Raw genomic sequence first — 13,848 nt, 5'->3', positions numbered from 1 at the left:
GATGGCCGTCGTCGTGGTGACCGACTCCTCCGCGAGCCTGCCCGCCGATCTGGTGGCGGAGCTGGGCATTCGCGTGGTGCCGCTGCACGTGCTGGTGGACGATCGTGAGATTCACGAGGGTGTGGACGAATGCGTCATCGATTACGCCTCGGCGACGGTGAGCACTTCGGCCGCGTCCCCCGGTGAGCTGCGCGCCGCCTACGAGCACGCCCTCGACCTCAGCGCCGGCGATGGTGTTGTCGCCGTGCACATTTCGCGTCAGCTCTCGGCGACCTGGGAGGCGGGTCGACAGGCCGTGCACGATATGGACGCCGCCGACCGGATACGTCTGGTGGATTCGCTCAGCGCTGGGCTCGGCACCGGGCTGCCGGTGCTGGCCGCCGCGCGTCGCGCGCGGACCGGCGCACCGCTGGACGTCGTCTACGACGCGGCGGTCGCCGCCGCCGGTCGCGGGCGGGCCTTCATCATGGTCAACCGCACCGAACAGCTGCGTCGCGGCGGACGGCTCAGCAGCGCCGCCGCGTTCTTCGGCACCGAACTGGTGACCAAACCCCTGCTCCAACTCATCGAAGGCCGCCTCGAACTCCGCGAGAAGGCCCGCACCAGATCCAAGGCATACGCGAAACTTGTTGCCGCCGCAGTGGATTCGGCCGGCGAAGCAGGCGCGTCGATCGCCGTCCAACACCTCGCCGCCCCCGACGCCGCCGCCACCCTGGCCACCCAACTCACCGAACTGATCCCCGATATCCGCGAGCTCGTCACCGCCGAATTCGGCCCCACCCTCGGCGTACACCTCGGCTCGGGCGCGGTCGGCATAGTAGTGGTCCCCGGCGGCTGCGGCTGACCACGCCGGGCGCACCGACCCCGCGGTGCGGGCCGGGCGGCGGTCTGCGCGCCCGGCTCGGTCGGCGGATGCTGCTGCGCGGGCGGCGGCGGGCCGGTGTGCGGTGACGGGCCCGGCGGCAACGCGAAATAGAACGGCTTGGCCCCGATGGCATGACAGCTCGTGAGCGCTGAGTTGTGTTGTTGCCGAACTTGTTTCATCTATCTGCACTGATTGTGTCGAGTCTGGCGCTGTTCTCGGCACCAGTTGAGTTCGGGGCGACGTGGTGGTCGGCAGGCGAGCTGATCCATGGTGGGGCGCCCGCTCGGCCCGATGCCGAGCCCGGTGGCGTGGTTTCCGACGAACTGTTGCGCAAGGCGTCGGACGGGCCGGTGTGACATCTGCCGGATCTGCTGTTCGGCGGGCCCGTGCGTTGGCGAATAGTGTTGTTGCCGAGGCTGATTCGGTTCGGCGGTGGTGGGTCGGAGGCGGTCGGTGTCCTCATGGTTTCGGGCAGCGGCCGGGTGGTATGGGCGGTAGCACAGAGGGCCGACAAGTATTGGTTGCGGCGGGTGGGTTGTCCACAGGGGAATGGTTGTCCACAGGGCGGATATAAGTGCTGGTCGGTGGGGGTGGCGTGGGTGGCGGCGATCCTATGGTGGCTGGCATGGCGCGGGATGACGAGCGGATGCGGGTTAGGGAGCGGCTGGGGGCGCTCGATGGGCGCGGGCCTGGTCGGCGGGCGATGCGTGGTGGGTGGGAATCGGAGGAGGGGGAGTTCGAGGAGTCCGAGGGCGAGACAGGTACGTCCGGGGGATGGGATGACGATGTGGCCGGGGTGCCCAATACTCCGCATTGGCTGAGTGAGCCGGCGGGCAGTGTCTCGATGTGGCATGAGCGGTTGATGCCCGCACGGTTTCGTGGGGTTCGGTTGCATCCGGGGCGGCGTGGGGTGCTTGTGCTGGCGTGTGTCGGGGTGGTGGCGGTGTTGTCGGCGGTGATGGTGACGCAGCGGGAAAGTCCTGTGGCGGAGCCGGTTCCGCCGTTGCCGATGGCGCAGAGCTCGGATCAGGTGAGTGAATCCGGGCCGCCTGTCCCATCCGGCACGTCGGTAGAGCGGCCGACGTCGGCACCGCCACCCAGCCGACCGGCGGAACTGGTGGTGAGCGTGGTCGGGCTGGTCGAGCACGTGGGTCTGCTGCATCTTCCGGCGGGCTCCCGGGTCGCTGATGCTCTCGCGGTCGCGGTGGCCAGGGAGGGTGCCGATCTGGCTCGGCTGAATCTGGCGCAGCGACTGGCCGATGGTGATCAGGTCATCGTCGGTGCGCTCGGTCCGCGGGCGGGCACACCGCAACTCGGCAGTGCGGTGCTGTCCGGTACCGATCACGTCGCGCGCACGTCCGGTGCGTCGACCCCTGCGGCGAAGGTGAACCTCAACACCGCCACCGAATCCGAACTCGATGAACTTCCCGGCGTCGGTCCCGCTACGGCCCGCAACATCATCGCCTGGCGCACCGAACACGGCCGCTTCACCACCCTCGACCAACTCGGCGAAATTCCGGGCCTGGGTCACACCCGTCTGGCTCGCCTTCGCGATCTGGTGACCTTATGAACCGGCAACGGCTTCTCATCGGGGCGCATGGCCCGAATATGCCTGTGCCCGAACCACATACTGCCCTCGTGGGCGGTCGGCTCTTCGGGGGTGCGGGGTGAGCGGGGTCGAGCAAGGCGAGGCGGTGGTGCCGGAGGTCTTGGATGCGCGCTTGGTGCCGGCGGCCGTGATGTGTTGGGGGATAACGGTTGTGACCGTGCTGGCGGGCTGGTGGGTAGGGGTGATGGTGGTGGGGTTGCTCGTCGGTGTGGCGATCGGGGTGGGGGTGTGGATGGTTCGAGGTCGACGGGAGAGGACACGGGTGATGGGGATGGCGTTGCTTGCGGCCATGGTCGTGGGGATCGGGTTCGGGATCGCGGCGGCCTGGCGGGAGTATCGGGTCGCGACGCATCCGTTGCGAACGGCGGCGGTCGGTACCTCTCTGACGGTGACGATCGTGCCGAGCGACGATCCGAAACCCTTGCCCGCCAAATCTTTCGGTGCACGGCAGTGGATGGTGCAGGCGGATCTGCGGGAATATCGGCACGGTGCGGTACCGGTGCACGCGGGCGGTGCGGTGATCGTGCTCGCCACCCAGCGCGGATGGCCGGGATTGCTGCCGGGGCAGGCGGTGCGGTTCCGGGCGCGCCTGGACCGGCCGTGGCGACGGGACCTGACGGTGGCCGTCCTGCGCGCACAGGGGCCGCCGGTCACCGTCGAGCGCGCGCCGTGGTGGCAGCGTGCGGCCGGATCGGTTCGCGCGCACTTCGCGGCGGCGGCCGCGCGGGCCCTGCCGAAGACCGAGGCCGGGCTGCTGCCCGGACTGGTCGATGGTGACGTGTCCCGGCTGCCCGATCGCGTGCGTGCGGAATTCCAGCAGATCGAACTGTCGCATCTACTCGCCGTATCCGGCACCAATGTGACGATCGTCCTTGCGGCGGTGATGATTTCGGTACGTCTGCTGACCATCGATCCGCGGGTGGGCGCGGTGCTGGCCGCCGTCGCGCTGATCGGTTTCGTGGTGCTGGCCCGTCCCTCGCCGACGGTGCTGCGCGCGGCGGTGATGGGTGGTGTGGCCGTGCTCGCGGTCATGCTCGGCCGCCGTAAACAGGCACTGCCCGCACTCAGCGGCGCGACGATCGGTTTGCTCGGCTGGTCGCCGGAACTGGCCCTGGACATCGGTTTCGCGCTCTCGGTACTGGCCACGATCGGCCTGATCGTGCTCGCACCACGCTGGTCGCACTGGCTCGAGGACCGCGGCTGGCGGCGCGGCCCGGCCGAAGCCGTCGGCGTCGCCACCGCGGCCTTCCTGCTGACCGCACCGCTGATCGTGGCGCTGACCGGACACGTCGGCCTGCTCGCCATCCTGGCGAACCTGCTGGTGGAGCCGGTGATCGCGCCGATCACGGTGGTCGGCGCACTCGGCGCGCTGCTCTCCTGTGTGTGGCTACCCGCCGGAGTGCTGGTACTGCGGCTCACCGGACCACCCCTGTGGTGGTTGCTGTCCGTCGCCGAACACGGTGCGGCACTGGGCATTTCGGTCGACCTGCCGGACGGTCCGCGCGGCGGATTCGCCACCGCGATCGTCGTCGCCGGCCTGCTGATCCTGCTGCACCGCATCACCCGCCCCGCCGACCATTCGGGAGCCGACCCACCGTGAGGAGAGCGCCCGAAGCGGCACCGTGCGACGACAGTCAGTTCGGCGCGCTGTTCATCCGGCGCGGCGGCGAGATGCGGAGGTGTCGGTGGCTCACCGTAGGATGCGGGACGTGACCGATCGTCCTGCCTCCGTCCACCTCGTGCTCGGTGAGGAAGAGTTGCTCATCGAGCGCGCGGTCGCCTCGATCGTCTCCGATGTGCGCGCGGTCGCCCCGGATCCCGAAGCGCTGCCGGTGGATCGGCTGCGCGCGGGCGATGCGAGCACCGCTGAGCTGGCGGAGTTGCTGAGCCCGTCGCTGTTCGCCGAGGACAGGGTGATCGTCCTGGAGTCCGCGGCCGAGGCGGGGAAGGATGCGGTCGGGGTCATCACCGAGGCCGCGGCCGAGCCGCCCGAGGGAGTGGTGCTGGTCGTGCTGCACACCGGCGGCGGTCGCGCGAAGGCGCTCGCCCCGGCGTTGCAGAAGGCGGGTGCGGTCACTCACAACTGCGCGAAGGTGAGCAAGGCCGGCGAGCGGGTCGAGTTCGTGCGCAACGAGTTCCGGTCCGCGGGTCTGCGGGTACAGGCCGACGTGGTGCAGGCGATGCTGGAGGCGGTCGGCTCGGATCTGCGCGAGCTCGCCGCGGCCTGTTCGCAGCTGGCCGCCGACACCGGCGGCAAGGTCGATGTCGCCGCGGTGCGCCGCTACTACTCGGGCCGTGCCGAGGTGACCGGATTCGACGTCGCGGATCTGGCCGTCGCCGGGGATCGTCCCGCCGCGATGGAGGCGCTGCGCTGGGCCACCGATCGCGGTGTGCCCGCGGTCCTGCTCGCCGACGCCCTCGCCGATTCGGTGCACACCATCGCGCGCGTCGGTTCGGCCGGTCGCGGCGACCCGTTCAAGCTCGCCTCCCAGCTCGGCATGCCCCCCTGGAAGGTGAAGAAGGCTCAGGGCCAGGCCCGCGGCTGGACCGCCGCCACCATCGGCTCGGCCCTACAGGTCGTCGCCACCCTGAACGCCGACGTCAAGGGCGGTGCCGCCGACACCGACTTCGCCCTCGAACACGCCCTGTCCACGATCCTCGATCTGCACGGCGCAGTCTGAGAACTGCCCGCCGCGAATTGACCGTCGCGAATTGACCGCAGCTACGCCGTGGATTCGCACGACTCGGACTCCGCATCCGTACAAGCGACGGTGCCATGTCGTACCGATCTCGTCATCGCCGATCGTGGCTCGTTCGCGAATGACGCTCAGGCGCTGAAACATCTGCGCACACGACAAAAGCCGCCGTGGTCGTCTGCTCTCGCAGACCCTCTGCCACGGCGGCCGTGAAGCGTGGTGCGGTAGGAACTACCGCGGGAAATCAGCCGATCTTGTTGAACGCCAGCGCCAGCGCCGACTTCTTGTTCGCGGCCTGGTTGGCGTGGATGACGCCCTTGGCTGCGGCCTTGTCGAGGCTGCGGCTCGCGCTGACCAGCAGCTCCTGCGCCTGATCCTTCTCACCGGCCGAGGCGGCCTCGCGGAACTTGCGGATCGAGGTGCGCAGCGCGGACTTCACCGACTGGTTGCGCAGACGCGCCGCCTCGTTGGTGCGGATCCGCTTCATCTGGGACTTGATGTTTGCCACGCGTAGTTCCTCTGATTCCTGTCGTTTGTGTGGTGTGTTCTGTACTGCTGCGAAGTCTCTGGGCGCGCTACGCCGAAACCGTGACGGCCGGATAGCGCAACACCGACGATCGAGAGTACCAGCCGGGTGGACTCCGAGTGAAATCGCCCTGGTCGGACGCTTACTACGGTGAAAACTGTACCTCGGTCACGCCGGGCTCACTGCCAGTGGTACTCCCGGCACAGCCGATGCGCGACGATGTCGAACGTCTTGCGGGGCAGGATCGCCCCTTCGCGGCGGATGCCCTCCTCGGGCACGTCCAGCACCCGATCCAGTCGCACCCAACTCGTGCGCCCCTGGTAATCCCAAGGGCCCGAACCGATTTCGACCCAGTGATGATCGTGCGAACGTTCCGGATTGGACGACAGCATCAACCCCAGCAGGGTGTTCCCGGCCCGCCCGACGACCAGCACCGGACGATCCTTGCCCTGCCCCGGATCCTCCTCGAAGGGCACCCAGGTCCAGACGATCTCACCGGGATCGGCCCGGCCGTCCAGACGCGGGCAGTAGACCACCTGGCGGGCCCGCTCGCGCGTGGGCACCGGCACCGACGCCGTCGGTCGCACCGCGACACCGGACGGACGACGCTTGCCGACGGCCCGATCCCACACCGCGGAGCGCTGCATCCGGTCGACCAGCTTGGGCGCCTGCTGCCGCACGATCCTAGGGCCCTGCGCCCGGGCGAGGGTTCCCAGCTGCCTGCCTAGTGAGCTCCACGTACCGGCCATAGTCCGCGAGCATAACGGCCGATTCCGCCGTTCTCATCCTGCCTGGTAGGGACAATCGTCAGCGCTCAGGCGCGACCGTCGGCCCGGCTCGGCCAGGCCCGGCTCGGCTCGGCCAGGCCCGGCTCGGCCCGGCCAGGCCAGGCTCGGCTCGGCTCGGCCCGGCTCGGCTCGGCCAGGCCCGGCCCGGCTCGGCTCGGCTCGGCCAGGCCCGGCTCGGCTCGGCCCGGCTCGGCTCGGTCCAGCTCGGCTCGGGTCGTCGGCATTGCGGCAGGGTCCGAGCGGGCCGGCGTTGCGATCGACCTGGCAGTGCCGCGGCCGAACCGTCACCGGCACAGCGCGGGACGTTTGCTGTCGAACTGCCAGTCCGGGACGAGATACCGCATCGCCCGGGCGTCGTCACGCGCGCCCAGCCCTTCCCGCAGGTACAGCTCGTGCGCCGCCTCGACGCGCTCGAGATCCAGTTCCACACCCAACCCGGGCGCGTCGGGCACGGTGAGCCGACCGTCGCGAATGGTCAGCGGATCGACGGTGATGCGCTGCCCGTCCTGCCAGATCCAGTGCGTATCGATGGCGGTGATCTCGCCCGGCGCGGCCGCGGCGACATGGGTGAACATCGCCAGCGACACGTCGAAGTGGTTGTTGGAGTGCGAACCCCAGGTCAGACCCCACGCATCGCAGAGTTGCGCGACGCGCACCGACCCGGCCATCGTCCAGAAGTGCGGGTCGGCGAGCGGAATGTCGACCGCGTTCGAGCGGATGGCATGCCCCATCTCGCGCCAATCGGTGGCGATCATGTTCGTGGCGGTCGGCAGTCCGGTGGCGCGCTTGAATTCGGCCATCACCTCGCGACCGGACAGCGTGCCTTCCGGGCCGACGGGATCCTCGGCGTAGGCCAGCACGTCGCGCAGGTCGCGCGCGGTGCGCACCGCCTCGTCCAGGAGCCAGCCGCCGTTGGGGTCCAAGGTGATTCGAGCCTCGGGGAACCGTTCGGCGAGTGCGCGGACGGCCGCGGCCTCCTCGGCGGGGGCGAGTACGCCGCCCTTCAGTTTGAAATCGGCGAATCCGTAGCGCGCCTGCGCCGCCTCGGCCAGCCGCACCACGGCTTCGGGGGTGAGCGCCTCTTCGTGCCGCAGCCGCAGCCAGTCGTCGTCGCCGTCCTCGTCGGCGGGACCGCGATAGGCCAGGTCGGTCCGGTTCCGGTCGCCGACGAAGAACAGATATCCCAGCGCCTGCACCGTGCTGCGCTGCTGCCCTTCACCCAGCAGCGCGGCGACGGGCACGTCCAGATGCCGTCCGAGCAGGTCCAGCAGCGCAGATTCCACGGCCGTGACCGCGTGCACCGCGATCCGCAGATCGAAGGTCTGGGCCCCGCGTCCGCCCGCGTCGCGATCGCCGAAGGTGCGCCGGATATCGGCCAGCACCGCGTGGTGATCGCCGATGCGACGCCCCACCACGAGTGCGCGCGCATCCTCCAGGGTGCGCCGGATGGGCTCGCCGCCCGGCACCTCGCCGATGCCGGTATTGCCGTCGGAGTCGTTGAGTATCACCAGGTTTCGGGTGAAGTACGGTGAGTGCGCCCCGCTCAGGTTGAGCAGCATGCTGTCGTGTCCGGCGATGGGGACCACGCGCATCTCGGTGACGACGGGGATCGCGGTGGACCGGGACGTTGCGGGGGAGTGGGGCGTCGCGGAGGGCACGGTCATGAACTCTTTCTGTCGAGGGAGCGGGGCGAGGATCAGGCCGGGTCGGCCGCGCCGCCGTCGAAATGCGGTGCGGGCCCGGTTGATTCGGAAGTGGCGGCCGGTCCGCCACGACGCCGACGGATCAACAGCACCGACGCCGCGGCGAGTGCGGAGGCCGCCGCCAGCGCGTACAGCCCCCAGGTCACCGTGCCGGTGGACGATTTGATCAGACCGAAGCCGTAGGGCGCGACGAAGCCGCCGAGATTGCCGAGCGAATTGATCACCGCGATGGCCGGCGCCAGCACCAGCGGATGCAGCGTGGACTGCGGAATCGACCAGAACAGCGGGCTCGCGCTCTTGAAGCCCATCGCCGCGATGCACAGGAACACCAGCGCGGGCCACGGTGAGACGACCGCCGCCAGGTAGGTGCCGACGGCCGCGGTGAGCAGCGATCCGATCAGCAGCGGGCGCCGGTTGCCGCGCCGGTCGCCGATCCGCGCGGTGACATACATCGCGACGACGGCGCTGAGCCAGGGCAGTGCCGAGAGCAGTCCGACGGTGACGTCGCCGAGCCCGTGGATGCGTCGCACGATGGTCGGCAGCCAGAAGGTATTGGCGTAGATGGAGAGCTGAATGGCGAAATAGATCCAGCAGAACAGCAGCATCTGCGGATCGGCCAGCATCCGCCACCGCGAGAGGGTGCGTTTGTCGGAGGTGGCGACGATGCGCTGTTCCTCGGCCTCGACCGCCTCGGACAGTGCGGTCCGTTCGGCGTCGTCGAGCCATTTCGCATCGGTGATCCGGGAATCCAGCAGCAGGTAGGCGATCGCGCCGACCACGACCGACAGCAGCCCCTCGATACCGAACATCCACTGCCAGCCGTGCAGGCCGAGCAGTCCGTTCATGGTGAGCAGCGGTCCGGAGATCGGCCCGGAGATCGCCGCGGCCACCGAGGATCCGGCGACGAACAGTGCGGTCGCGCGCCCGCGATGCGCGTTGGGCAGCCATTTGGCCAGGTAGAAGATGACCGCAGGGAAGAAGCCGGCCTCGGTCGCGCCGAGCAGGAAGCGCAGTACGTAGAACATCTCGGCGCTGCGCACGAAGACCATGGCGGCCGCGACCAGGCCCCAACTGACCATGATCCGGGTCAGCCAGATCCGCGCGCCGAATTTCTCCAGCAGCATATTGCTGGGCAATTCGAATATCGCGTACGCGACGAAGAAGATACCTGCGCCGAAACCGTATGCGGCCGCGCCGATTCCGACATCCGCCTCCAGGTATTTGGTGGCGTATCCGATATTCGCGCGATCGAGTTGATTGCAGATCAGCATGATGATCAGCAGCGGTACGACGCGGCGGAAGAATTTACTCACCGCCGAATCCAGCGGCGTCGCGGAATTGCGAGTGAACGCCATCGTCCAACCCTTTCGATCCGGGAATACGGCGCGCAACGCGCCGCGAACCCGTGCGAAGGATATCCGGACCGCGAGTGACTCGCCTCACGCTCCGACGACGTTACGGCCGGTCACTGATGCCTGTCCAACACCGATGGTGAATAGTTCGATGCACGGAAGGTATCGAATTCTCGACGCGGTTCGATATGCACGATGCATTTCCCGGGGAGCCGAGTAGGCCCCGAGTCATGAAAATCCCTGGACCAGAACCGGATCCGGGCATGTGCCTATAGTGGTCTCGATCTGTGACAGTGAGAGGGGGCACGGTGAGCGGTCCGTGGTTCGACAAGTTCACCGACGCGGAGGCCAAGGCCGCACTCGGCCGGTCGACGGTGCTGTGCACGGCGGACGGATACTGGTGGCGACTCGATCCCGGCTCCTCCTGGATGTGGCACAACGGAACATACTGGCAGTTCGCCTCCCCGCCCCTCGACCCTGGTATCCGCGCCGGCGCACGCATCGCCGAACAACAGCCCGCCCCTCCACAACCCGGTGCCGCACCCCGCCCCACCACCCAGCCACCCGGTCCCGCCGCCCCATCGCAACCGGCCCGTCCCGTCGTGAACCAGCGGCAGCAGTCCCGTTCCGCTACGAACCCGGCTCAGCAGGGCAGTCCTGTCGTGGATCCTGCTCAGCAGGGCCGTTCGGCCATCGACCCAGCACAGCAGGCCCGTTCTGTCGTGGACCCGGCACAGCAGGCTCGCTTCGCCGTGAACCCGGTACAGCAAGGCCGCGCTCCCGCGAACCCTGCTCAGCTGGGCGGAAATCCAGGCAGCTCCGCTCAGCAGAGCTCACCCGCGGCCGATCCTCGTCGAAGTGGCGCAACGCCCGATGCCCCGGCCCGGCGCACTCCGGCCGCTCCCGCACGCGGGTTCACCTCCAGCAGCGTCCGCAACCCGGCCCCTATCCCGCCCATCGGCCAAGCCCTCACGTCTCCAGCCCCCGAGACAATCCGCTGGTCTGGCGGTGAACCTCCCGCCAACCCCATACCCGCCAGCGGCAACCAATCACCTCCGCTTATCCCAACCCCCAATCCGCTTCCCCCACCACCGATTCCAAGCGCCCCGCCATCTCTCGACGTACCACGTGCCGACACCCCCACCGCACCGACTGATGCTTCCGTCGCACCGATCGATGCCCCCGCCACACGAACCGATGCCCAAACCGGAGCTGATCGGTTGGACGTGCCCCGCAAAATATTCTCCAGCGCTGGGAAATTCGATGTCCGAGGTGCAAGCGCGCGGCCGGGCCTGCCGGAAAGCGCACAGCTCGACGCAGTGCAGCCTAGTGCTGCGCAGCCTGATTATCCGAGCGAAATATCCTCTGGTGCTGAGCAATTCGGTGCTGAGTCGGTGAGTGGGCAACCTGGACTGTCGGTGGGTGCAGGGTTCGGTGCTGTGCAGCCGGGTGCTTCTGCCGGAGGTGAGCAGCGGGGTATGCCGGGCGAAGTGTCTTCTGGTGCTGGTCGATTCGGTGCTGGGGCCGTGAGTGGGCAGCCCGGGTTGTCGGTGGGTGCAGGGTTCGGTGCTGTGCAGCCGGGTGCTTCTGCCGGAGGTGAGCAGCGGGGTATGCCGGGCGAAGTGTCTTCTGGTGCTGGTCGATTCGGTGCTGGGGCCGTGAGTGGGCAACCCGGATTGTCGGTGGGTGCAGGGTTCGGTGCTGTGCAGCCGGGTGCTTTTGCCGGAGACGAACAGCAGGGTTTGCCAGGCGAAGTGGCCTCTGGCGCTGGGCAATTCGCTGCTCCGGAGGCGGCGGTGGCCGCATCTGCGCGGTCGGGTGATGGGGCTCGGGACGACGTCGCGGTGCTGGTGGAGCGGTTGCCCGGTGGGCAGCCGTTCGTGGCGGTCGAGCCGGTTGCGCCGTTTCTGGAGCGGGTGGTTCGGGTGGTGAGTTGGGCGGATGGGACTCGGCACAATGATGCCGACGATCAGCCGAATCCGGTGTTGCTGTTCATCGGTGCGCCGCATTCGGGGCAGGGGCGGCTGGCTGCGGGGGTGCGGGCGGCGATGGCCGAGGCGGAGATCGTGTTCGGGTCGGAAGTGTTGCGCAGGAACGGGATCGAGATCGCCGGGAATCGAGACGGGACGGTGGCGGCGAACTTCGACGCGGCCATCTACAAGGTGTTCGACCTGAGCGATCCGGCGATGTTGCTCATCGAGAACGCCGACATCCTGTTCGACGAGGTCAACGCTCCCGCATCGCTGGAGAAGCTCATCGCCGCCTCGCACGACGCGCGCACCTGTTCGCTGCTCGTATTGTGCGGCAGCGCAACGATGTTGACCACCCTCGCCGACGCAGCACCCGAATTCGTCCGGCGCACACTGCAATACACGCTGCCCGACTTCACCCGGCCCAACGCGGCGGCGGCGCTGGTGCGAGAACTGGTCCGCGGTATCGATGTCGAGATCACCGATCCGGCGCACACTCGCATGGTCGACTATCTGCGCTCGAACGGAAGTGCCAGGGCCGCAGCGGAATTGATCGGAGCCGCGTCCCAGAACGCCGTCGCCGAGGGCTCGACGGGCCGGGATGCGCGGATCCTGGTCGACGCCGCCCACTTCGCCGGACTCGACACCGTTCCGAAGCCGGGTGGATCCGGCAAAACTCTGTCCGAACTACTGGTGCAACTGGACGCGATGATCGGCCTGGAACCGGTCAAACAGCAGGTCCGCGACCTGGTCGCCGAGGCAGAGATCGATGCCCGGCGGCGCGCGGCGGGCCTGTCCATCCCGCCGCGCAGCCGGCACCTGGTCTTCACCGGCAATCCGGGCACCGCCAAAACCACGGTGGCCCGGATGATTTCGCAGATCTACCGCGAACTCGGCATCATCTCCAAGGGCCATCTGGTGGAAACTCAACGCGCGGACCTGGTCTCGGAGTTCATCGCCGCGACCGCGCCGCAGACCCGCGCGGTGGTGGAGAAGGCGCTGGGCGGCGTGCTGTTCGTCGACGAGGCATACGCGCTGAGCAAGGGCGGCGAGCAGGACCACGGCCGGGAAGCCATCGACGAACTGCTGGTGCAGTTGGAGAACCGGCGCGCGGATTTCGTGGTCATCGCCGCCGGTTACACCAAGGAGATGGAGGATTTCCTCGACGCGAACCCGGGCCTGCGCTCACGCTTCGGCAAGCGGATCGAATTCCCGGACTACAGCAACGAGGAACTGGCCGGAATCTACGTCGCGACGGCCCGCGCGCAGGACTACCACCTCACCACCGAACTCGTTGCCGCACTGCCGGATCGGATGTCCCGCATCGGCCGCGGCCCCGGCTTCGCGAACGGGCGTTCGGCGCGCACGGTCTTCGAACAGACCATCACCAACCAGTCGAAACGCCTGAGCATCGGTTCCGGCGATCTCCAGGAACTGACCCTCGCCGATCTACCCGACTCGCCCGCGGGCGGGATGGGCCCGGGCGGCAGCGGCGGCCCGCGCCGCGACCTGACCGAACTGCTCGCCGAACTCGACGCCATGATCGGCCTGGATTCGGTGAAACAGCAGGTCCGCACGCTGGCCACCGAGGTGCGGGTGAACGCCCGGCGCAAGGCCGCGGGCCTGTCGGTGGGCGCGCGCAGCCGTCACATGATCTTCCTGGGCAACCCCGGCACCGCCAAGACCACGGTCGCGCGTCTGATCGCCCGGATCTACCGCGAACTCGGCGTGGTCAGCTCGGGCCATCTGGTCGAATGCAGCCGCCCGGACCTGGTCGGCGAATATATCGGCCATACCGCCCCGAAAACCCGCAAGGTGATCGAAAGTTCCATCGGCGGAGTGCTTTTCATCGACGAGGCATATGCGCTCGTGGCCGACGACGGTCAGCGGGACTTCGGCGGCGAGGCCATCGCCGAGTTGCTCCTGCAAATGGAGAACCACCGCGACGAGTTGCTCGTCATCGCCGCCGGATATCCCGATCAGATGGACAGGTTCCTCGATCAGAACCCGGGTATGCGCTCCCGCTTCGGCGCCACCATCACCTTCGAGGACTACACCGACGACGAACTCGCCGGCATCTTCGCCGCGACGGCCACCTCCCAGGGCTACCGACTCGCCGACGATCTCCTGGCAGCCCTGCCCGCACACATCGGCGGTATCGACCGCGACAGCGCCTTCGCCAACGGCCGCACCATGCGCCAATTGCTCGAACGCGCCATCGGCCGCCAGTCCATGCGCCTGGGCACCGACCTGGACGCCGTCGCCGACGAGGAACTCCAGATCCTGCGGGCCGTCGACCTCGCTGACGGGTGATCGCGCGGCCATGGGATCATGGATGC

Annotated in this window: 11 protein-coding genes; 6 read left to right on the top strand and 5 right to left on the bottom strand. The window is 68.5% G+C overall.

What is annotated here, in order from left to right; all coding sequences use genetic code 11:
- Position 1 precedes the first annotated feature (1 nt).
- The 5 genes from NRB20_RS19065 to holA all read left to right on the top strand — a co-directional run bounded on the left by NRB20_RS19065 (position 2) and on the right by holA (position 5,155).
- On the top strand, positions 2–844 hold the full coding sequence (locus tag NRB20_RS19065; RefSeq protein ID WP_153411453.1) for a DegV family protein: 843 nt from the start codon (positions 2–4) through the stop codon (positions 842–844).
- A gap of 176 nt (positions 845–1,020) precedes the next feature.
- Positions 1,021–1,221, top strand: coding sequence for a hypothetical protein (locus NRB20_RS19060; protein WP_153411452.1), 201 nt, complete (start codon positions 1,021–1,023; stop codon positions 1,219–1,221).
- A gap of 269 nt (positions 1,222–1,490) precedes the next feature.
- On the top strand, positions 1,491–2,435 hold the full coding sequence (locus tag NRB20_RS19055; RefSeq protein WP_153411451.1) for a ComEA family DNA-binding protein: 945 nt from the start codon (positions 1,491–1,493) through the stop codon (positions 2,433–2,435).
- 190 nt (positions 2,436–2,625) lie between these two features.
- Positions 2,626–4,074, top strand: coding sequence for a ComEC/Rec2 family competence protein (locus NRB20_RS19050; protein ID WP_319945101.1), 1,449 nt, complete (start codon positions 2,626–2,628; stop codon positions 4,072–4,074).
- A 109-nt stretch (positions 4,075–4,183) separates the two neighbouring features.
- Positions 4,184–5,155 carry a DNA polymerase III subunit delta gene (holA, locus tag NRB20_RS19045; protein ID WP_319945100.1) on the top strand — a complete coding sequence of 324 codons (972 nt, stop codon included), beginning with the start codon at positions 4,184–4,186 and terminating at the stop codon, positions 5,153–5,155.
- A gap of 259 nt (positions 5,156–5,414) precedes the next feature.
- Here the strand turns inward: holA and rpsT are convergent, their stop codons facing one another.
- From rpsT to NRB20_RS19020, 5 genes are all read right to left on the bottom strand, one after another.
- Positions 5,415–5,678 (bottom strand): 30S ribosomal protein S20, encoded by a 264-nt coding sequence (rpsT, locus tag NRB20_RS19040; protein WP_319945099.1) that lies wholly within the window; start codon positions 5,676–5,678, stop codon positions 5,415–5,417.
- A 197-nt stretch (positions 5,679–5,875) separates the two neighbouring features.
- Positions 5,876–6,445: a type II toxin-antitoxin system PemK/MazF family toxin gene (locus NRB20_RS19035; RefSeq protein ID WP_153411450.1), complete on the bottom strand. Its 570-nt coding sequence runs from the start codon at positions 6,443–6,445 to the stop codon at positions 5,876–5,878.
- A 65-nt stretch (positions 6,446–6,510) separates the two neighbouring features.
- Entirely contained in the window at positions 6,511–6,708 is a 198-nt protein-coding gene (locus NRB20_RS19030) for a hypothetical protein (RefSeq protein ID WP_153411449.1), read from the bottom strand.
- 60 nt (positions 6,709–6,768) lie between these two features.
- A complete protein-coding gene (gene gudD, locus NRB20_RS19025) occupies positions 6,769–8,148 on the bottom strand; it encodes a glucarate dehydratase (RefSeq protein WP_153411448.1) in 1,380 nt (459 codons plus the stop codon).
- Positions 8,149–8,180: 32 nt separating this feature from the next.
- Positions 8,181–9,542 (bottom strand): MFS transporter, encoded by a 1,362-nt coding sequence (locus tag NRB20_RS19020; protein WP_153411447.1) that lies wholly within the window; start codon positions 9,540–9,542, stop codon positions 8,181–8,183.
- A 1,793-nt stretch (positions 9,543–11,335) separates the two neighbouring features.
- On the opposite strand from NRB20_RS19020, the gene NRB20_RS39325 reads away from it, so the two are divergent.
- On the top strand, positions 11,336–13,822 hold the full coding sequence (locus NRB20_RS39325) for an AAA family ATPase (protein WP_153411446.1): 2,487 nt from the start codon (positions 11,336–11,338) through the stop codon (positions 13,820–13,822).
- Positions 13,823–13,848: the final 26 nt, after the last annotated feature.

It is taken from the genome of Nocardia macrotermitis (assembly GCF_009604405.1).
In the GTDB taxonomy this organism is placed as follows: domain Bacteria; phylum Actinomycetota; class Actinomycetes; order Mycobacteriales; family Mycobacteriaceae; genus Nocardia; species Nocardia macrotermitis.
This window is presented reverse-complemented; position numbering and strand designations above follow the sequence as displayed.

What these genes read in the sequence shown, in the direction of transcription:
- NRB20_RS19055 (WP_153411451.1), top strand. Translation starts at nt 1,491, where the DNA reads ATGGCGCGGGATGACGAGCGGATGCGGGTTAGGGAGCGGCTGGGGGCG.
- NRB20_RS19065 (WP_153411453.1), top strand. Translation starts at nt 2, where the DNA reads ATGGCCGTCGTCGTGGTGACCGACTCCTCCGCGAGCCTGCCCGCCGAT.
- NRB20_RS19035 (WP_153411450.1), bottom strand. Translation starts at nt 6,445, where the DNA reads ATGGCCGGTACGTGGAGCTCACTAGGCAGGCAGCTGGGAACCCTCGCC.
- NRB20_RS19030 (WP_153411449.1), bottom strand. Translation starts at nt 6,708, where the DNA reads ATGCCGACGACCCGAGCCGAGCTGGACCGAGCCGAGCCGGGCCGAGCC.
- gudD (WP_153411448.1), bottom strand. Translation starts at nt 8,148, where the DNA reads ATGACCGTGCCCTCCGCGACGCCCCACTCCCCCGCAACGTCCCGGTCC.
- NRB20_RS19020 (WP_153411447.1), bottom strand. Translation starts at nt 9,542, where the DNA reads ATGGCGTTCACTCGCAATTCCGCGACGCCGCTGGATTCGGCGGTGAGT.